We start from the raw sequence: 21,049 nt of genomic DNA on the forward strand, positions 1-21,049 counted from the left end.
TATTCCTGTTTTATTGTATTTTATCATATGTTTATGTGAAAAGTGTGAACACAAATCGTGAGCATTTTGTTACATAAGAAATTCTTCGAATTTCTTATGTAACAAAAAAGGCGGATTACTCCGCCTCGTTTTTCTTCTCTTCAGCAGCCTCCTGCCTCTTTTTCTTAATTTGACAATATTTTATCCAAACACCAGAATAAATGATATTTCTTAAAATTTCTACATGTTCAACAATCGGAAGATATTCAAAGCTTTGGGCCACCTCGGCCATCATCATCTTTAGAATCTCCTCTGCTGTTTCTTCCGATACGGAAAGCAGTGGATTGTACCCTCCATGCTTCTGATCTTCTTCCAAATCGTCATATGCGTCCATATAGTAAATAAACTTCCCAAGAGAAAATCCCAGTTTCCTTAAGGTATCACTCCACTCATCCTCGCGCCAGACCAAAATTTCTCCAAACATGTCACCTGTCAGATTAGCTGCTTCATCGATGTTATCACTTCTGCGTTCTTCACAGACTGCCAGCTTCTTCATGTATTCTATTACACTCTTTTGCTGTCTTGGATAAGTAGACGCAACCTTATCATACGACCGCTTCAGCAGCTTCATTGCCAGCAACGCTTTTATACTTCTATCGTCAGCCCAGTCATCGGCCCAATTGTGATATGCCAGAAGCAGATTCATATCTGCCGCATAATCACTCATTTTCGATGTAATGACCATTTTCTTCTTTCCAGGATGGAAGACACAACGAATGCTTTCTTTCTTCTCTTCTGGCTCATATAATCCCTGCAAAAGCATGGCTGCAAAAGTCATGTCATAACTTAAGACCAGTCTAGAACGCTGTCCATACCTTTTCTTCAGGCACTGGCAGATACCACAATAATATGCCTGATAGGTCAGATAATCTTTGACCTTCAATTCCATCTGATTTATGGTAATATAGCCAAACATTCCGATCACTCATTTCTATTTTATTATTCTGTAATAGCATATGCCTCTTCTGCGCTAAACACCTGAAATCCATTCTCTTCCAATGCTTCCAATGCACGATCCGGTTCAGATACCTTTACCACCATAGATGCAGAAGATTCTCCAGTTGCCATAGTGTATAAATAAGAAATCGTTACGCCGCCAAAAGTAAGCACCTGGATCATTCTCTGAAGCGAGCCGATTTCATTTGGAAGCTTCACTGCCAGTACATCGGTAAGGGATGCACTGTAATCTTCTGCCATCAAAGCTTCTTTTGCCAATGCAGGATCAGACACTACCATACGGATCAAACCATATTCGCTGACATCAGCAATCGTAGTGGAAATAACATTAATATCCTTCTTTGCCAAAATAGAATATACTTCCTCCAGCTTGCCATGTCTATTCTCAATAAATACATTTAACTGCTTAATATACATTGTTCTTCCTCCTTTTATCAATTCCACATTTCTCAGCTTAACTGGTTCTTCCGAGTTTGTCAACGAATATTGCTTCTTCTCCAATCATTTATTTACTATAGAGGTGAAGACCTTTCCTACTAAATTATAATTTTCTCTCCTGTTGAAATTCCATGCAGCTTCTCTCCCATTATTTGTTTTAGAAAGACAAACGCCTCTTCCCCTGTGCAATGACAAGTATAGTAATCCGCGCCATAAGTCAATAGCTTTCTGCCAATCTGTTCTACCAATTCTTTATCCATCTCTCCGCTTCTTGGATTGGTCAGATGGAATCCACCAATGACTACATCTGGATACCTTCCATATAGCTGTTGGTACTTTTCCATAATATTGACAATTCCACTATGTCCACATCCAGACATGAGAATCTCTTTTTCTCCATAAGTGATCTTCAGATTCTGTTCATGGGTAAAGGCATCCTGCACAAGCTTTCCCTCATGTTTTTCTTTTAATGAAGTATTGGACTTTGGCCAAAGCTTCCTTTCTGTCACACCGGTAAACAAGGACAGATTCTCATCAATGATAACGTCTCCCTCTAAAAAATGAATTCTTTTGCTCTTTTTGACCTCCTCTGGAACTCCTATATAAGCATTCCCCGTCTCTCTTATGGAATAAAATTCTCCTGCTGCTGCCTTCTGCATATAAATATCTGCTTTCTGATTACACTCCATAAACGCTTCTATGCCGCCTGTGTGATCGTAATGCCCATGAGAAATGATCAAAATCTCTACCTGGGATAAATCAATCCCCAGTTTCCTGGCATTCTGGATAAAACGCTCACTGGCACCAGTGTCAAATAGTACCTTCTTACCATTCAATTTCACATAGAAGCTTAACCCATGCTCTGGTACCAGTCCTTCTATCTTACAGCTGTTTTCAATCAAATTTTGTATCAGCATCCCAGTCCCTCCATCTAATATCATATTGGAAAATCATTTATTCTTCGAGAAAGTTCTTATACAACAAAAAAAGACATTCTAATGAATGTCTCTAATGAAAAAGCGCGAGACGGGACTCGAACCCGCGACCCCGACCTTGGCAAGGTCGTGCTCCACCAACTGAGCCACTCGCGCAAACTATGTTATATTCTGTACTTCTCTCAAGCACTTGTCCATAATAACACAGCTTTTCTTCATTGTCAACACCAAATTGTATTAATTATATAAATAATATATATTTTTGATGCATTTAATAAAGCTTCATTATCAAAATCAAATCGATTATGATGATTTGGATATTGCTTTCCTTTGAACGTCTTGCCACCACCTACGAATGCAAAGGCTCCTTTTGTCTTAATCAGATAATTGGCAAAATCTTCACCTAGCATGATCTGAGGAACAGGCTTTAAGTTCTCCGGTAAGAATACTTTCTTCGCTCCTTCATATACTCGTCTGGCGATTTCCAAATCATTGATCAATGGTGGATGGGTAGATGGCGGATAATCCACCACCGCCTTAGCTCCGTAAAGCTTTGCGGTATCCTTTGCCACCTGTATGATTGACTCCTTTATCATCTGCTCTGTCTCTACAGAAAAGGTCCGCACTGTTCCTTCCAATACTGCTTTCCCAGAAATCACATTGTATGCGGTCCCAGACTCTAGGCGTCCAACGGTCAGCACTGCATCCTCAATGGGATTCATCCTTCTGCTCACGATTGTTTGAAGATTCATGACCAGAGCCGCCGCTACCACCGTAGTATCGATGCATTGATGCGGCTTTGCCGCATGTCCGGCTCTTCCTGTCAGTGTAATCGTAAAATGATCCGTAGCTGCCATCCTTGGCCCTGGATCGATGGAAATTCTTCCGGATTCCAGATCGCTGAAGATGTGTACCCCAAAAATCTCATCCACATCCTCCATGATCCCCTGAGAAATAACAAGATTGGCTCCCTTGCTATTCTCTTCAGCTGGCTGAAAAATCAGCTTGACCCATCCATCTAAATGTTCTTCATATTTCTTCAATACCGCTGCCGCTCCCAATAGCCCGGTAATATGTCCATCATGTCCACAGGCATGCATTTGTCCGGAAATCTTTGACTGGAATGAAAGTCCAGTCTCTTCTGTCACTGCAAGGCCATCAATATCCGCCCTCAGAGCGACTGTCTTTCCTCCCCTCTTTCCCAGGTACCCTACGACTCCTGTTGGCTCCAATCGCTCATATGGAATGTGAAGTCTGATCAACTCCTCAATGATCATCTCCGTTGTCTTTTTTTCCCTGCAGGCCAGCTCCGGATACTGATGAAATCTTTCTCGAAGATGGATCAGCTCCGATTCCAGCTCCCCTATTTCCTTATGAATGTCTAACATCTTTTCTCACCTGCCATCTTCATTTTAAGAACACCGCTTCCATAGTTAACGAAACAGCCTCCGTATCAGATAAATCAACAGCACAACTAATAGAATAGGTGCTGCAAAAGACAAGATTGCACTTGTAATCGTAAAGATGAACGATACGACTGCCACAATGATGAGCACGAACAGCAGCTTATGGTACCACTTAAGTTCAAAAGAATGAACCTCCGTATGGAATCCTTCCTGAGAATGTGGAGCCTCTTCTCCATCCTCCGTATAAATCGCTTCCTCATAGTAGCTTCCTTCCTCTGCAGAAGCTGCATCAATAATCGTTCTGGCTGTCAGTATGGGATTTCCCAATTCCGCTGCAATCTCATCTTCACTTTTTCCGGATGCCATCTGTTCCCGAAAATATTGATCATAATATGAAAGATTATCCTGAATCACCTGTGGAGACACTTCTCCATCCAGACACTGACGTAATTCATTTAAAAACTGTTGTTTATTCAAAGCACTTCTCCTTTCCTGAATACTCTGGCTTCTTCCAGCAGATGATATTGGCCATCCTCAAAAGAAACAATGTGAGTCTCACAATTTCTTGTCTTTCTCTCTCCCCATAGCTGGCTAAGTGGACGATCCAGCATAAAGACCAGCATCGCATGAAGAAGCTCTCCATGGGATACGATCAACAGATTATCTGCCTCTTTTTCTAACGGTTCCACTATCTCCTTTAAAAACGCTTTCGCACGATTCACCGTATCTATAATCGTCTCTCCTCCAGGTGCCGGCTGAAACTGATCCGGATGGAGGAAAAACATATCCTGAAATGGGATTCCTCTTTCCTTTAATTCCTTTTCCGTAATTCCTTCATAAGCTCCAAAATCAATCTCTTTTAATCGGTCATCAAGGATAATCTCCTGATTTTGATATCTAGCTACATATTCCGCTGTTTCCTTTGCTCGCACCAAAGGACTTGAAAAAATACGATCAAAAGAAATCTGTCCAAGTACATGGGCTATCTCGTCAGCCACCTGTCTTCCATTCTCATTGAGCGGCACATCGGCACTTCCCTGTACTTTCCTTTGTACATTCCAGTCTGTCTGTCCATGCCGCAGCATATATATCTTCATGATTTATCTCCTGTCATTGATTTCATTTCTAAAGTTACATCTATAGTTCGTTTTATTATAACACAAATTCATATAAAAATTATTTTTTTATGGAAAAAAGGAATATCCTTTGTTATAATTTAGTCAATACATACTAGCATTATAAAGGAAAGTGAGCGATTATTATGAATTTATCAGTCGGAGACAGAATTACACTAACAGAAGAAGTAGACCAGCAACATACCGCAGATACATGGGGCAGCGGAAGCCTTCCGGTTTATGCAACGCCTGCCATGGGATTATTAGTTGAGAAAGCTGCTGTAGCCCTTTTAGATGGTAAGCTGGATGAAGGCATGACAACAGTTGGAACCGCCCTGAATATTCAACACCTCAGTGCAACCCCTCTTGGACAGACCATAACCTGTGAATGCTGTCTTGTAGAAATCGATCGTAAGCGATTGGCTTTTCAGGTGGAAATCACAGATGCCAGCGGCCGTGCCGGATATTGCACTCATGAACGCTTTATCGTAGATTCCAAAAAGTTTTTATCAAAAGCCAAAGCACGCTTTGAGGCATAAAAGCTTCCTGTATCAAATAAAAAGCCTGCATAGACAGGAGTTGGATTTTATCAATCCGACCTTTTCTGTTTATGCAGGCTCTTTTTATTACATAAGAATATGCGTATTTTTTATACAACAATGCCCTTCCGGGGCACACTCATTATTTTATATGAGTAAGCTTTCCCGTAACGGAATCCATCACACATCCATAGATTATGATATCATCTGGAATCAACGGATGATTTTCCAAAAGCTCTACTGTTTCGTGTACAGAACTTTCCACATCATCGAATCCACTTAGCCATGTTTCAAAATCAACACCGCAATAATGCATCATATCGATCTGTTCGTCTGTCACGCCTCTTTCCTTCATGCATTTGATCATCATATCCGCATTGATATGCTGAACTCCGCAATCCGTATGACCAATGACCATGATTTCCTGGACACCCAGTTCAAAAATAGCCACAAGCAAGCTTCTGACCACACTTCCAAATGGATGGGAAATCACACCTCCTGCATTCTTAATGATCTTCACATCGCCATTTTTAATTCCCAATGCCGCTGGAAGCAGCTGGGTCAGACGTGTATCCATACAGGATAGGATTGCCATCTTCTTATCTGGATATTTACTGGTTCGATATTGTTCATAACCCTTTTCCGCTACAAACTTTTCATTATATTCTAAAATCTCCTGAATCATACTTATGCTCCTTATTCCTTACATTTTGGTACAACTCCGATGCCCAATGCTCCTGGTCCTGTATGGACTGCAATAGTGGCACCGATCTGAAGAAGTGGAATCTCTTCTTCATATCCCAATTCCTTTGCTTTTTGCTTTACTTTTTCCAAAAAAGCCTTTCCCTCTTCTTCGTCATATCCAAAACCTACATTAATTTTATAATCATTGATCTTATGACCTCCTTTGGTGAAAAAGTCTGTCATCAAATCAATCACTTTGGCAATTGATTTTTTACGGCTTCTTGCAATCCCTCCACTGGTTACTTCCCCTTTATCCAGAACGATCAGAGGTTTTAGTTTCAATGCTGACCCGGCAAGCCCTACCATCTTCCCAATTCGTCCTCCGTGAATCAGATAATCCAGACTTTCGATCGTAAAGAAAATCTTAGCTTCCTCCTTCATATCTTCTAATCTAGAAACAATCTCTTCATACGGCATGCCAGCCTCTCTCATCTGTACTGCTTCCATTACAAAACTCGCCTGCGTAACAGTTGCACATAAAGAATTGATAATGCTTAATCTGGCATCTGGATAATCCTCTTCCAGAATCATTTTCGCATTTAATGCTGCATTATAGGCACCGCTTAAATGTGATGTAAAGCAGATGCAGATCACTTCATCTCCTTCTTTTAACAATGGCTCAATTGCATCTATATAATCATTCACTGCCGGAAGAGACGTTCTTGGAAACACTCCTGGCTCATCCTTCATCTTCTGATAAAAATCTCTAACCCCAATTTCAACCTTCTCTTTTTTATACGTTTCCCCATCAAATGAAACATAAAACGGTATACATGTAACATCATGTTGTTTTAAAAACTCTGTCTCTAGATCACATGCACCATCTGTAATAATTCTAACCGCCATGTTACCCTCCTTAAAAAACTACTTAAGAAAATAGTATCACATTTTACCCCATAAGAAAAGCCTCATTGCAAAAAAGCAATGAGGCCTTCCATTATTCTTAATATTTATTGGTTCCCTTAATAATTGGTGAAATATGTTTATAAATAACGAAGGTGATTAACACACTGCACATTCCCTTAATAAAGGTAAATGGCATATTGAAGATAATCAACGCTTCTAACAGATTATCAATTCCAGAATAAATAGCCTGATACATTCCTAAAATAGCTTCCAACGGCATAAACATGGTATATACTGGATATACTACAAAATAATTGGAGAATACGCTGAATACTGCCATTATAACGGCTCCCAGCAACGCCCCGACAAATGCTGACTTTTTATTCTTATTCTTTTTATAAACTAAACCAGCCGGCATTACGAAGGCACATCCTAAAATAAAATTAGATAATTCTCCAACTCCTCCCGTGGTGGAAAACATCAGATTGATCAGATTCTTTACCAGACATACCATAACACCAGATAATGGTCCCATGGAAAATGCTGCGATCAATGCTGGCAATTCTGAAAAATCCATTTTGATGAAGCTTGGCATCAATGGAACATTAAAACTAAACATCATCAATACTGCAGATAATGCTCCAAATAAACCTGTCATTGTAATTGTTCTCACGTTAATTTTTTTCTCTTTTCTGTTTGTCATCTCTTCCATCTCCTCTTATTATTTCTTCGAAATATCTCAAGAAATAAAGGCAGAAACTGTCAAATCCTCTTGATGTACTTTTGTTACATATAAAATTTTAATGTAACAAAAAGCCCTGAATATAAAATATTCAGGGCTAATATTTATTCATAATCACTACAATAGAAATCTTCTCCTGCGAGATTAATTTACACCAGTTTCTACTTTCTTCTCTCATCCAGACTTTAACTGTCGGCTTCGGAATCTCACCGAATCATGCATATGCTCGCGGGCTATACCGCCGGTAGGGAATCACACCCTGCCCCGAAGATATTAAATTAACGATTATAATTATATCTCACAGACTCACATTTGTAAAGTAGTTTTCTGGTAATCCACTAGTCATCCAGTTTTTTCAAAACCGCACCTGTACGTGCTGGTGAATAGAACTGGAATCCTTTCTTCGTATGAGTCACCTTCTTGATCGTCTTCTTCTCAATAAAGGCTCCCTTCTTATCTGGATCTTTAACTTTCTCTACAACTTCCTCTTCTCTTACTTCTTCTACTTCTTTCGCTTCATAGATATAGTCTTCAGAAATCAATCCGTTGCCGCCAAACTTCTTATCATCTGTATCTAAAACTACCTGATACTTACCAGTCTCCAGGGTTGGAATCCAATATCCATCCTTTGACCATGTTGGATGGAAGTTAAAGATGAATAAAAGTCCTGCACGTTCATAGATCAGCATATTGCCATTGCTATCCATCCAAAGGTTATTTGGACGTGCTTCCAACAGATCATACTCTTTAGAAAGAGCAATCATTGCCTTATCAAAATCATTTAAGAAATGATATCGAAGATTCTTATCATCCACCAAATGCCATTGACGTCTGCAATAGTGATAGCTCCAATCATTACCTTCTCGTGGGAAATCAATCCATTCCGGATGTCCAAATTCATTACCCATAAAGTTCAAATATCCATCACCGGATAATGAATGTGTAACCAGACGAATCATCTTATGTAAAGCAACACCTCGGTCTACTACCATGTTCTGAGACCCTACTTCCATTCCCCAGTACATATCCGCATCACATAAACGGAACATAATGGTCTTATCACCAACCAAAGCCTGATCATGGGACTCTACATAACCGATTACCTTTTCTTCTGGTCTTCTTCCTGTCAGTTCACCCCAGATCTTCCATACATCCCATTGTTCATCGGAACATTCTTTCAATGTACGAATCCAGAAATCCGGTGTTCCCATTGCCAGACGATAATCAAATCCAATACCTCCATCAGCGATCGGCAAACACATTCCCGGCATTCCAGACATATCCTCTGCAATCGTAACTGCTTCTGGATTAATATCATGAATCAACTCATTGGCTAGCTGTAAATATACTAAAGCATCAAATTCCGTATTCAGACTATAATACTTATCATAACAATCAAAGCTGCTTCCCAGTCCATGATCTTTATAAATCATAGAGGTAACACCATCAAAGCGGAATCCATCAAAATGATATACATCCATCCAGAATTTCAAATTGGATAACAGAAAATGAATGACTTCATCCTTATCATAGTTGAACAGTTTCGTATCCCAGGCACTGTGATTTCCTTTATCACCTCCATGGAAAAACTGATATTCTGTACCATCAAACATATTCAGCCCTTCATTGGTATTCTTAACCGCATGAGAGTGAACAACATCTAAAAGCACCCGGATTCCCATCTTATGTGCAGTATTGATCAATGATTTTAACTCTTCTGGAGTTCCATATCGAGAAGATGCTGCAAAAAAGTTAGATACCTGATAACCAAAAGATCCATAATATGGATGTTCCATAATAGCCATGATCTGAATGGTATTATATCCTAATTCTTTAATTCTAGGCAGGGTACTATCGCGAAATTCCGTATAGCTTCCTATTCCATATTTATTCTGAGCCATACCAATGTGACATTCATAAATCAACGGAACCTCTTCTCCATGAAAATCTGCATCCTGCCAAGGAAAATCTGCATAAACATCCCATACCTGTGCACACCACAAAGTCGTCTCTTCATCCTGTACAACTCTGGTTGCATATGTAGGAATTCGTTCCAATTGCTTGCCATCATGAATTACGACTGCTTTTACTAAACAGCCATTCCACAATGCATCTTCCCCTTCCAGAAAGATTTCAAATCTTCCATGGTCCAATTTCTTCATTGGGTGGGAAGTTGGATTCCAGTCATTGAATTCCCCCATAAAATACATCTTTTCTGCACCTGGAGCCCATTCTCGGTAATACCATCCGCCATCGGCCTTATGAATTCCATAATAGGCATGTCCATTAGCAAAATCCTTTAAGGAATCTGCTTTCGTTAATAATTTTTTTCTTTTTGCCTCGTACTGTTTCATACGGGCATCAATATCCCCTTCAAAATTCTTCAATAAACCATCTAATTCTGTAATCTTGTACGACATAATACCACCCACCTTATTGTTTTTTCATAGTTTTTTAAAAGAAAAATGCTTTTTCTTTGTACATATTATACTATCATTACCTATGTTCCGTCAACTTATTTGCAAAATCATCAGCTTAGGAGTTACATATATTTCCATCAGTATGCCAATGATAAACATGACGATCATAAAAACATAACTCTGATATGCCTTTTGTTTTCCTTTATCTGATTCTCCACGCATCCAGAAATATCCTGCCACTCCATAGCACAGCCACTGTGGAAAAACTGCCGCAAAAATCATCCATATGCCCTTTCCTCCAGTCTGTAAAAGCTGATAGGTAAAAAACATTCCAAAGGAAAAGGATCCCAGGAACCCCAGCACGCCAATCACTGCTTCCAGTACAAAGAGTCTCAAGACCACTGCCAACAGCATCATCTGAGTTAGTCTCTTTCCCAGCATATAGGTCGCATAATGAATCATATTCTCCTGAACTCCTCTTACCGCTGATGTCAGATTCAAATTTAATTCTGCCAGAAAATAATAGTTCGATTCATATGTCATATTCGTCACAATAGAACCAGCTGCCAATCCTACGATCAGAACGGCCAACCCGATTTTCTTATATCTGCTCATAGTCTCTCCTTCATCTCTTGAGTTCAAGTATTTCTTCTGCCCCAATTTGATATATATGCAGATTCTATTGATTTATGACAATCAATGATATAATCTTAAGAAAACAGATTTCTTTACTTATCTTGCTTCTGACTTACCTGATATGCCAAAATTCCAGCTACCGTCTTGCTATCCACGATGGTTCCATTTAAGATCATCTCCACCGCTTCTCCTACCGTTACCACTTTTAAGTCAATCTCTTCGTCTTCATCCAAATGTTGCTCTGTCTTCATCAGATTCTTTGCCACATAAATTGGTATCGTTTCATCACAAAATCCAATAGCAGTCACGACCTTAATCAGAAATTGAATGTTATCTGAACGATACCCTGTCTCTTCTTCGATTTCTCTGGACACACAATCATATGCACTTTCGCCTTTTTCAATACCTCCTGCTGGTATCTCAAACGTCTTTTTACCCAATGCATTACGGAATTGTTCTACCAGAATGATTCTTCCATCCTCCAGAACTGGAATGATCGCAGCAGCTCCTGGATGCTTTACCAAGTCCCATTCAACCACATTTCCGTTGGGAAGTTTTAAAATATCCTTATAAAATCCAACTACTTTCCCCTGATACATCAGTTCCTGTCTGATTCTCTTATATTCTCCCATAAAGTCCTCCTATCTTTTGGCTTCAGAAATTTTTTATGAGTATTTTTATTACATAAGAAATTTTAGAGATTTCTTGTATAGTTAAGAAAAGCGATAGACGAAATGTCTATCGCTGCTTTTTCTATCCATGACATCACATAAATGATTATTTTGCATAATCAGTTGCTCTGGATTCACGAATTACGTTTACTTTGATCTGTCCAGGATATTCTAACTCGGCTTCAATCTGTTTAGAAATATCTCTTGCTAAAATAATCATGTCACTGTCACTTACCTGTTCTGGAACTACCATAACACGGATTTCTCTACCTGCCTGAATTGCAAAAGTTTTATCAACGCCTTTGTATGAATTTGCAATATCTTCTAATTGTTTTAATCTGGTCGTATAGCTTTCCAGAGTTTCACGTCTGGCACCTGGTCTTGCAGCTGAAATTGTATCGGCTGCCTGAACAATACATGCAATCAATGACTGTGGCTCACTATCTCCATGATGTGATTCTACAGCATTAATAACAATTGGAGATTCCTTATAACGGCGGCATAAATCAACACCAATCTGAATATGAGAACCTTCAATCTCATGGTCAATGGATTTACCAATATCATGTAATAATCCGGCACGCTTTGCCATACGAATATCCACACCAATTTCTGCAGCCAGCAGACCTGATAGCTGTGCAACTTCGATAGAATGCTTCAAAGCATTCTGTCCATAACTGGTACGGAATTTCATCTTACCTAATAAACGTACCAATTCTGGATGAATACCATGTACTCCAACTTCCAAAGTAGCAGCTTCACCTTCTTCTCTCATCATTGCTTCTACTTCTTTTGTTGCTTTCTCTACCATCTCTTCAATTCTTGCTGGATGAATACGCCCATCCACAATTAATTTTTCAAGTGCAATTCTTGCGATTTCTCTTCTAACTGGGTCAAAGCTTGATAAAATAACAGCTTCTGGAGTATCATCGATAATAAGATCAACACCAGTCATCGTCTCTAAAGTACGAATATTACGTCCTTCACGTCCAATGATTCTTCCTTTCATCTCATCGTTCGGAAGCTGTACTAAAGAAATCGTTGTCTCTGCAACATGATCTGCTGCACATTTCTGAATTGCAGTTACTACATATTCCTTTGCTTTCTTAGATGCTTCTTCCTTTGCTTTTGTCGTCATCTCTTTAATCATGACGGCAGTCTCATGTTTTACGTCATCTTCAACCATAGTTAATAAATATTCTTTTGCCTGTTCAGAGGTTAATCCAGAAATACGTTCCAGTTCCTGTAAATGTTTCGCTTGAAGTTTTTCCACTTCTGCCTTCTGCCTATTCAGATTAGATTCTCTGGAAGCAAGAGATGCTTCTTTTCGATCTAATGCATCAGACTTACGTTCAATTGCTTCTTCTTTGCCCAAAACACGTTTTTCATAACGCTGCAGCTCTGCCCGGCGCTCTTTTGTCTCTTTTTCAAACTCATTCTTCGCCTTAATGGTCTCTTCCTTCACTGCAAGGCTTGCTTCGCGCTTTGTTGCTTCTGCATTCTTCAATGCATCGTCTATAATCGCTCTGGCTTTGGTATTGGCATCACCAATCTTTTCCTCTTCCAACTTCTTATGGTGATTAATCCCACAAATTACGGACACAGGAACAGCTATTACCAGAGTAATAATTACGGCAATCACAGTTGTTAGCATATTACAGGCCACCTCCTTATTCAATTGTTTGTACAACAGTACAACAAATAAATTTTATACTTTTTTATGAATTATGTCAAGTAACCTGTTCATTTTTATTAGTAATGATTACCAAAATACACCGTCAGATAAAATCCTCACGGTCCCGATACTCACTTAGCAGACCGATAATCATCGAAGATGGATATCCCTTTCTGGCAAAAAAGGCATAATGCTTCTGAAAATTCTCTTTGGTAACGGGTCCTTTTGTTCGCATTCTCTTTTGCATCAAAGCCTTCAATGCTTCCTCTTCCATCTCTTCTGGTCGTTCCTCCCAGGCCTGCTCAAACATCTCCTTGGGAATTCCCTTTCGTCCCAATTCCTGCTGCATCTGCATCCTGCTCTTCTTTTGTCCATGTAACTCAATATAGCTTTGTACATAGGCTTTATCATCCAAAAATCTATATTCTTTTAAAAATCCCAAAACCTGTCGGATAATCATTGCCGGATATCCTGCCTGTTCCAGTCTCTGACTTAATTCCTTTGTGGTTCGGTTTCCATATTTTAACAAGGATAATGCCTTATCCTTTGCTCTTGGTAAAAGAATCAGCTGATAGATATCCTCTACCAGCTGATCACTTAACTCATCTCCTTCTTTGAAACAAAGACGCCTCAGTTCCTTCTGATAAAGAAAAAAGGCATATTCTCCATCCAGATCAACCTGAACCTTATACTTTCCATCCAATTTTAACTGCGTAACTGTCATTATTCTTCAGTCTTTCCTTCTGTTGCTTCTGCTTCATCTGCTTCTCCGCCTATATTGTACACTGCGCGCACTTTAGCTTCTACCTCTTCCATGATTTCCGGATGCTCTCTTAAAAACTGCTTGCTGTTCTCACGTCCTTGTCCGATCTTCTGGCCTTCATAAGAATACCATGCACCACTCTTATTGATAATATTCTCATTAGCAGCAAGATCGAGGATATCACCCTCTTTAGAAATTCCTTTTCCAAACATAATATCAAATTCTGCTTCCCGGAATGGAGGCGCGATCTTATTCTTAACTACACGGACTCTCGTTCGATTTCCTACCATCTCTCCGCCCTGCTTTAATGTCTCAATTCTGCGGACATCCAAACGGATAGAAGAATAGAACTTCAGAGCCCTTCCACCAGTCGTTGTCTCCGGATTCCCAAACATAACGCCTACCTTCTCACGAAGCTGGTTGATAAAGATAACAACACAATTTGATTTGCTAATGGCTGCGGTCAACTTACGAAGTGCCTGTGACATCAGACGTGCATGCAACCCTACATGTGAATCTCCCATCTCGCCGTCAATCTCTGCCTTCGGTACCAGAGCTGCAACAGAGTCTACGATCACAATATCCATAGCACCGGAACGAACCATCGTCTCCGTGATCTCCAGTGCCTGTTCTCCATTATCTGGCTGGGAAATATATAAATTGTCAATATCCACACCAATATTCTTCGCATATATCGGATCCAATGCATGCTCCGCATCAATAAATCCTGCGATTCCGCCTCTCTTCTGAACTTCTGCAATCATATGAAGTGCTACTGTTGTCTTACCACTGGATTCTGGTCCGTATACTTCAATAATTCTTCCCTTAGGGACACCTCCCAGGCCCAGTGCGATGTCCAGACTTAAAGAACCTGTCGGTATGGTCTCCACATTCATATTAGCACCGGATTCTCCCAGCTTCATAACGGCTCCTTTTCCATAATCCTTCTCTAATTTGGAAATTGCCGCTTCCAGAGCTTTTAACTTTTCTTCCTTGGCCATATCTATATTCTCCTTTTCTATCTCGCTTAATCTAATCCTTTACTTTCATTTCTCTTAAGTGCTCTCATTATATCATAGAGCCCAAAACAAAACAAGTGTTCTGCCGAAAATTTGTTCGATTTCACTCCATCTCTCTTTATTTTACCACACCTTGTATTCTATCACAATGGCTTTTCCATTTTTTTACATTCATTTATTTTGCACCCTGATGCATGACTGCATTGCAGCCTTCCTATACACATCGTGTAAACTTCCGAAGAGTTTTGATCGCATAAGAACTTCCTTGAATTTTTTATACAATCAAAAAGGAGCTATGCTCCGAAAAGACGTATCTTCTCATTAACCATAACTCCTTCCACTCGTTCCTAAATGGTCTCCTCATACTCGTGTAATATCGCATGACGCATCAGCGTCATTGCCTTTACTACTGCACTGTTTCGGACGCGGGAACGGTTCCCTTTTAATTGAAATTTTTGTACGGATGTATGCCCATTGACCGTACATCCAATATAAACCAGACCTGGTTTTTTCGTATCGGTACCCCCTCCAGGTCCGGCAAGCCCTGTGGTAACCACAGCCACTTGGGCTTCTGTAGTCTTTGCAAGTCCTTCTGCCATCTCTCTGGCACACTCTTCAGAAACTGCTCCATGCTCTTTTAGCGTCTGCTCAGAGACACCTAAATATCTCATTTTTGCTTCATTTGCATAAGTAATAAAGCCCTCTTTAAAACAGTCGGAAACTCCGGCCACATTAACCATTCGCCCAGCTAAAAGTCCTCCCGTACAGGATTCGGCCGTTGCAAATGTTAGATTATGCTTCTTCATCAGCTCTACCAATGCCTCTTCCATGGTGATATGCTCCTCAATGGTAAAAACGTGCCGCCCAAACCGCCTTTTTAATTCCTCCACCACAGGCATAACCAGCTCTCTGGCTTCTTTCTCATCCTTCGCCTTTGCTGTTACCCTAAGATGCACTTCTCCTGGCTTTGCGTATGGAGCCACTGTAGGATTGCTCTGGCTGTTGATCAGATCCAGAATCTGCGTTTCCACAGAACTTTCTCCAATGGTATCGATCTTTACTACTTTTGAATAGATCACACCTTGCTCAATTCCACACAAGTATGGTGCTACATCCTTTTCAAACATAGGAATCAATTCGTTTGGAGGTCCCGGAAGGAGAATCATCTTCTTCTGATCCTCTGCCTGTATGATCAGACCAGGTGCTGTTCCATTGTCGTTATATAATACAATCGAATCCTCTGGTACGATGGCCTGCTTCCAATTATTTTCACTGATTTCCTCTGGCTTACGTCCCAACCGTTGAAAATAAGAGATCAGCATTTGCTTTGCCGTTGGATCCTCATATAATTTTTTTCCACATACTTTTGCTGCTGTTTCCTTTGTCAGATCATCCTGAGTAGGTCCCAATCCTCCAGATAGAATCACTACATCAGACCGCTTCTTTGCCATCTGCAATGTTTCTCTTAATCGTTCCGGATTATCACCTACCGTTGTCTGATAATATACGGACATTCCAAGACCTGCCAGGCGCTCTGCAAGATATGCGGCATTGGTATTGACAATATTTCCAAGTAAAATTTCTGTTCCGACTGAAATCAGTTCTACAACCATTGTCCAAATCCTCTTTCTTCCTAGCTTGCTAATACCTGTTTATTCTTTGCTAAATAATCTATCAAAGAAATGATGGTTAATGCAGTCGCGATCACAATTAATACATTCTCGATCATTACTGCTACCGGTGTACCCAGATTGATGATCAGCATAATAATCATAAACATCTGGAAATTTGTCTTGAATTTACCCCAGTAGCTTGCTGCGATTACTACGCCGTTATCCGCTGCGATCAGGCGGAAACCACTGATGATAAATTCACGGCTGATGATAATAATAACAATCCAGGCCGCCAATCTCCCCTGCTCTGTCAAGCAGATCATTGCTGAGCTTACCAGCATTTTATCAGCCAAAGGATCCATGAATTTTCCAAAGTTAGATACAATATTATGCTTTCTTGCAAGATGTCCATCCAAAAAGTCTGTCAGGCTGGCAATGATAAATAATGCTACTGAAATCCATTTTGAAGCATCTCCAGCATAATCCGTTACCATAAAAAACACAAAAAACGGAATCATGATCACACGTAAAATCGTTAAATAATTTGGTATATTCTTATTCATAAATTACATCTCCTATCAAATCATATTCCCGGGCCGCTGTCACTCTTACATTTACAAAATCTCCGGAAATTATCTCTTCCTCTGCATGAACAAAGATACAGCCATCTACCTTTGGTGCATCCCGATAGGTTCTTCCTACATAAATATCATCTTCATACAGATACCCTTCAATTAACACTTTCATTTCAGTTCCGACTAATGTCTCATCCTGCTCATATGAAATTTCCTGCTGCAACGCCATAATTTCATCTCTACGCTGCTCTTTGATCTCCTCTGGTATCTGGTCCTCAAAGCCCGCAGCAATGGTATCCTCCTCCTGAGAGTAGGTAAACACACCCAAACGTTCAAATTCCATTTCATCAACAAAGTTCAGCAGATTCTCATGCTGTTCGCTGCTTTCTCCTGGAAATCCCGTAATCAATGAGGTACGGATGACCATATCTGGAATTTCTTCCCTGAATTTTCTAATGACCTCCCGCAGCTGAGCCTGATTGGTTCTTCGTCCCATTCGCTGAAGAATCTTATCATCACAATGCTGGATTGGCATATCAATATAATGACAGATTTTTTTCTCTTCCTTTATGGTCTGAATCAACTCTTCTGTAATCTCCTCTGGATAACAATACAGCAGACGAATCCATTCAATTCCATCAATCTTACAAAGCTCTTTTAACAGCTTAGGGAGTGTTTTCTTGCCGTATAAATCCACTCCATAGACAGTTGTCTCCTGTGCCACTAAAACAAGTTCTTTCACCCCATTTTGTGCAAGACGTCTGGCTTCTGCTAAAAGTTCTTCCATCGGCACGCTTCGATAAGATCCTCGAATCTTTGGAATCACACAGTAGGTACAGCGTTTATCACATCCTTCACCGATTTTCATATAAGCCATATAATTTCCTGTAGTGACCATTCTTTGCACATTACGATTATCCGGAAGATAATCGACAGGTTCATAATGGGTATATTTCTTGCCAGCCAGAGCCTGGTCCACAGCTTCCAGAATAGAAGTATAGCTGGTCGTTCCCAGAACAGCATCTATCTCTGGAATCTCCTCAAGGATTTCTTCCTTATACCGCTCTGCCAGACAGCCAGTTACGATCAGCGCTTTTAAATTCTGTTCCTTCAATGCTGCCATCTCCAGAATCGTCATAATGCTTTCCTCTTTCGCATCATGAATAAAACAACATGTATTGATGACAATAATATCCGCTTCCTGCTCATCGTTGGTAATGGTATATCCCTTTTCCGTTAAAAGACCAAGCATAACTTCACTATCCACCAGATTCTTATCACAGCCAAGAGAAACAAATAATATCTTCATAGTCAGACTCCTACATTAATGCGCTTTCTACACAGTTATTCATCAGCATTGCTATGGTCATCGGACCCACTCCACCAGGAACTGGCGTAATAGCTGTTGTATGTGGTGCAACCTTATCGTAATCCACATCACCACACAGCTTATTGTTCTCATTGCGATGGATTCCCACATCAATCACAACTGCTCCTTCTTTTACATAGGTTTCATCAATAAATTTTGGTTTTCCAATAGCTACTACAAGAATATCCGCACGCTTTGTTACTTCACGCAAATCTTTTGTACGTGAATGGCAAATGGTCACAGTGCCGTTCTCTCTTAATAATAACAGTGCCATTGGTTTTCCTACAATATTGCTTCTTCCTACGATCACACATTCTTTTCCTTCGATTTCAATACCAGAACGCTTTAATAACTGGATGATACCCGCTGGCGTACATGGAAGAAATCCAGGCTCTCCAATGGTCATTGCTCCTACACTTTGTGGATGGAAGCCATCCACATCCTTTTCAGGTGCGATTGCTTTGATCACAGTATCTTCATCAATATGTTTTGGAAGTGGAAGCTGCACTAAAATACCATTAATCTCCGGATTTTCATTGCACTTATGTATGATTTCCAGCAATTCCTCCTGTGTTGTTGCTTCTGGCACTTCATAGGCCACAGATTTGATTCCAATATATTCACAGGCACGCTTTTTATTGCGTACATATACGCTAGAAGCCGGATCCTCTCCCACCTGTATCACAGCCAGGGCGATCTCTGTTCCCTGCTTTTTTAAATGTGCAACTTTCTCTTTTAATTCATCTTTAATTTCCTGAGAAATCTTTTTTCCATCAATTATTTTTGGCATATTTTCACCTCTCCTAGTTCTATTTTCCGTCATTATAAGGCAAAGGGGCCGTATTCACAGCCCCTCCTGCCTATCATCTTCTATTCTTAGAATAATCCAGTAATCATACCGTTTTCATCTACATCGATACCTTCTGCTGCTGGTTTCTTAGGCAGTCCAGGCATTGTCATAATATCTCCTGTTAATACAACTACAAATCCTGCTCCTGCATTGACATACATATCACTGATCGTTACATCAAATCCAGTTGGACGGCCCAGCTTTGTTGCATCATCAGATAAAGAATACTGATTCTTAGCCATACAAACTGGCAGGTTGCCAAATCCCTGTCCTTCGATTAATGCCAGAGATTTCTTTGCCGCAGGTGCAAATTTAATATCGTCTGCACCATAGATTTCTGTTGCGATCGTTCGAATCTTATTCTCGATCGTATCATCTAAGTCATACAAAGGTGCAAAATTGCTTTCTTTTGTTTCTAAAGTCTTTAAGACAGCTTTTGCCAGTTCCATACCACCTTCGCCGCCTTTTTCCCAAACCTGAGAAAGTGCAAATTCACAGTCTCTTTCTTCACAGAAATGTTTGATGAAGTTTAATTCTGCTTCTGTATCGGATACGAACTGATTTAAAGTTACTACAATTGGAACACCAAATTTCTTCAGGTTCTCAATATGTTTTTCTAAGTTTACAATACCCTTGCTCAATGCTTCTACATTCTCTTTGCCTAAATCTTCCTTGGCAACTCCACCATTATATTTTAATGCACGTACAGTTGCGACCAGAACAACAGCATCTGGCTTCAGACCGGACTTGCGGCACTTAATATCAAAGAATTTTTCTGCACCTAAGTCTGCACCGAATCCTGCTTCTGTTACAACAATGTCACATAATTTCAATGCCATCTTTGTTGCCTGTACACTGTTACATCCGTGTGCAATATTCGCAAATGGGCCACCGTGTACAAATGCTGGTGTATGCTCTAATGTCTGAATCAGGTTTGGTTTTAACGCATCCTTTAATAAAGCTGCCATTGCACCAACTGCTTTTAACTCAGCAGCAGTTACTGGTTTGCCTTCGTAATTATAAGCAACTACGATCTTACCAAGACGTTCTTTTAAATCTTCCATATCGTTGGCCAGACATAAAATTGCCATAATTTCAGATGCTACTGTGATGATAAAGTGATCTTCACGCACTACACCATCTACTTTTCTTCCCAGTCCGATAACAATATTACGAAGAGCACGGTCATTCATATCCACGCATCTCTTCCAGGTTACCTGTCTTGGATCAATTCCAAGAGCATTTCCCTGCTGGATATGGTTGTCTAACATTGCTGCCAGCAAGTTATTGGCAGAAGTAATTGCATGAAAATCTCCTGTAAAATGAAGGTTTAAATCTTCCATAGGAACAACCTGTGCATATCCACCACCTGCTGCTCCTCCTTTAATACCAAAACATGGTCCTAATGAAGGTTCTCTCAGGGCAATAGCAGATTTCTTTCCTAATTTCCCTAATGCCTGTCCCAATCCAACACTGGTAGTTGTCTTTCCTTCTCCAGCTGGTGTTGGGTTGATCGCTGTTACCAATACTAACTTTCCGTCTTCATTGTCTTTGATCTTGTCCATAAAACCAGAGGATAATTTTGCTTTATACTTTCCATAAAGTTCTAAATCATCTTCCTGAATGTCAAGCTGTGCAGCAACCTCTTTAATATGTACTAATTCGGCTTCCTGTGCAATTTGGATATCTGTCTTCAT

The 21,049-nt window shown here is 40.1% G+C and carries 21 protein-coding genes, 1 tRNA gene and 1 riboswitch; of the genes, 1 reads left to right on the forward strand and 21 read right to left on the reverse strand.

Features of this window, described 5'->3' with window-relative positions; all coding sequences use genetic code 11:
• Positions 1-115: 115 nt before the first annotated feature.
• From BHF69_RS06595 to BHF69_RS06625, 7 genes are all read right to left on the reverse strand, one after another.
• On the reverse strand, positions 116-955 hold the full coding sequence (locus tag BHF69_RS06595) for a DUF5685 family protein (protein WP_075670253.1): 840 nt from the start codon (positions 953-955) through the stop codon (positions 116-118).
• Positions 956-978: 23 nt separating this feature from the next.
• Positions 979-1,413, reverse strand: a complete 435-nt coding sequence (locus BHF69_RS06600) for an amino acid-binding protein (RefSeq protein WP_075670254.1) — start codon at positions 1,411-1,413, stop codon at positions 979-981.
• A 119-nt stretch (positions 1,414-1,532) separates the two neighbouring features.
• A complete protein-coding gene (locus BHF69_RS06605) occupies positions 1,533-2,351 on the reverse strand; it encodes an MBL fold metallo-hydrolase (protein ID WP_075670255.1) in 819 nt (272 codons plus the stop codon).
• A 101-nt stretch (positions 2,352-2,452) separates the two neighbouring features.
• Positions 2,453-2,525 (reverse strand) — tRNA-Gly (locus tag BHF69_RS06610).
• Between the two features lie 65 nt (positions 2,526-2,590).
• Positions 2,591-3,757: a M20 metallopeptidase family protein gene (locus tag BHF69_RS06615; protein WP_075670256.1), complete on the reverse strand. Its 1,167-nt coding sequence runs from the start codon at positions 3,755-3,757 to the stop codon at positions 2,591-2,593.
• A 45-nt stretch (positions 3,758-3,802) separates the two neighbouring features.
• Positions 3,803-4,252 carry a DUF1700 domain-containing protein gene (locus BHF69_RS06620; RefSeq protein WP_075670257.1) on the reverse strand — a complete coding sequence of 150 codons (450 nt, stop codon included), beginning with the start codon at positions 4,250-4,252 and terminating at the stop codon, positions 3,803-3,805.
• The gene (locus BHF69_RS06625) at positions 4,249-4,872 is read right to left on the reverse strand and encodes a histidine phosphatase family protein (RefSeq protein WP_075670258.1); all 624 of its coding nucleotides are present in this window, start codon (positions 4,870-4,872) and stop codon (positions 4,249-4,251) included. The genes BHF69_RS06620 and BHF69_RS06625 overlap by 4 nt, the downstream gene beginning before the upstream one ends.
• Positions 4,873-5,036: 164 nt before the next feature.
• Between BHF69_RS06625 and BHF69_RS06630 the strand changes: the two genes are divergently transcribed.
• A complete protein-coding gene (locus tag BHF69_RS06630) occupies positions 5,037-5,429 on the forward strand; it encodes a thioesterase family protein (protein WP_075670259.1) in 393 nt (130 codons plus the stop codon).
• Between the two features lie 142 nt (positions 5,430-5,571).
• Here BHF69_RS06630 and BHF69_RS06635 read toward each other — a convergent pair whose 3' ends face one another.
• The 14 genes from BHF69_RS06635 to BHF69_RS06700 all read right to left on the reverse strand — a co-directional run bounded on the left by BHF69_RS06635 (position 5,572) and on the right by BHF69_RS06700 (position 21,049).
• Positions 5,572-6,114: a beta-class carbonic anhydrase gene (locus BHF69_RS06635; RefSeq protein ID WP_075670260.1), complete on the reverse strand. Its 543-nt coding sequence runs from the start codon at positions 6,112-6,114 to the stop codon at positions 5,572-5,574.
• An 11-nt stretch (positions 6,115-6,125) separates the two neighbouring features.
• The gene (locus BHF69_RS06640; RefSeq protein WP_075670261.1) at positions 6,126-7,019 is read right to left on the reverse strand and encodes a DegV family protein; all 894 of its coding nucleotides are present in this window, start codon (positions 7,017-7,019) and stop codon (positions 6,126-6,128) included.
• A gap of 97 nt (positions 7,020-7,116) precedes the next feature.
• Positions 7,117-7,731 (reverse strand): ECF transporter S component, encoded by a 615-nt coding sequence (locus tag BHF69_RS06645; RefSeq protein ID WP_075670262.1) that lies wholly within the window; start codon positions 7,729-7,731, stop codon positions 7,117-7,119.
• Positions 7,732-7,923: 192 nt separating this feature from the next.
• Positions 7,924-8,037, reverse strand: a riboswitch (FMN riboswitch).
• Between the two features lie 62 nt (positions 8,038-8,099).
• Positions 8,100-10,181, reverse strand: coding sequence for an alpha-amylase family glycosyl hydrolase (locus BHF69_RS06650; RefSeq protein WP_075670263.1), 2,082 nt, complete (start codon positions 10,179-10,181; stop codon positions 8,100-8,102).
• A gap of 90 nt (positions 10,182-10,271) precedes the next feature.
• Positions 10,272-10,796, reverse strand: coding sequence for a hypothetical protein (locus tag BHF69_RS06655; RefSeq protein WP_075670264.1), 525 nt, complete (start codon positions 10,794-10,796; stop codon positions 10,272-10,274).
• 113 nt (positions 10,797-10,909) lie between these two features.
• The gene (locus tag BHF69_RS06660) at positions 10,910-11,449 is read right to left on the reverse strand and encodes an NUDIX hydrolase (protein ID WP_075670265.1); all 540 of its coding nucleotides are present in this window, start codon (positions 11,447-11,449) and stop codon (positions 10,910-10,912) included.
• 145 nt (positions 11,450-11,594) lie between these two features.
• The gene (gene rny, locus BHF69_RS06665; protein ID WP_075670266.1) at positions 11,595-13,142 is read right to left on the reverse strand and encodes a ribonuclease Y; all 1,548 of its coding nucleotides are present in this window, start codon (positions 13,140-13,142) and stop codon (positions 11,595-11,597) included.
• A gap of 124 nt (positions 13,143-13,266) precedes the next feature.
• Positions 13,267-13,887, reverse strand: coding sequence for a regulatory protein RecX (locus BHF69_RS06670; protein ID WP_075670267.1), 621 nt, complete (start codon positions 13,885-13,887; stop codon positions 13,267-13,269).
• Complete coding sequence (gene recA / locus BHF69_RS06675) at positions 13,887-14,927, reverse strand: recombinase RecA (protein WP_075670268.1); 1,041 nt, start codon at positions 14,925-14,927, stop codon at positions 13,887-13,889. The genes BHF69_RS06670 and recA overlap by 1 nt, the downstream gene beginning before the upstream one ends.
• A 365-nt stretch (positions 14,928-15,292) precedes the next feature.
• Complete coding sequence (locus BHF69_RS06680; RefSeq protein ID WP_075670269.1) at positions 15,293-16,558, reverse strand: competence/damage-inducible protein A; 1,266 nt, start codon at positions 16,556-16,558, stop codon at positions 15,293-15,295.
• A 20-nt stretch (positions 16,559-16,578) separates the two neighbouring features.
• On the reverse strand, positions 16,579-17,121 hold the full coding sequence (gene pgsA / locus BHF69_RS06685; RefSeq protein WP_075670270.1) for a CDP-diacylglycerol--glycerol-3-phosphate 3-phosphatidyltransferase: 543 nt from the start codon (positions 17,119-17,121) through the stop codon (positions 16,579-16,581).
• Entirely contained in the window at positions 17,114-18,442 is a 1,329-nt protein-coding gene (gene rimO / locus BHF69_RS06690) for a 30S ribosomal protein S12 methylthiotransferase RimO (RefSeq protein WP_075670271.1), read from the reverse strand. The genes pgsA and rimO overlap by 8 nt, the downstream gene beginning before the upstream one ends.
• A 10-nt stretch (positions 18,443-18,452) precedes the next feature.
• The gene (gene folD / locus BHF69_RS06695; RefSeq protein WP_075670272.1) at positions 18,453-19,292 is read right to left on the reverse strand and encodes a bifunctional methylenetetrahydrofolate dehydrogenase/methenyltetrahydrofolate cyclohydrolase FolD; all 840 of its coding nucleotides are present in this window, start codon (positions 19,290-19,292) and stop codon (positions 18,453-18,455) included.
• A gap of 86 nt (positions 19,293-19,378) precedes the next feature.
• The gene (locus BHF69_RS06700) at positions 19,379-21,049 is read right to left on the reverse strand and encodes a formate--tetrahydrofolate ligase (RefSeq protein ID WP_075670273.1); all 1,671 of its coding nucleotides are present in this window, start codon (positions 21,047-21,049) and stop codon (positions 19,379-19,381) included.

The organism is Anaerostipes sp. 992a (assembly GCF_001940245.1).
GTDB lineage: Bacteria > Bacillota > Clostridia > Lachnospirales > Lachnospiraceae > Fimousia.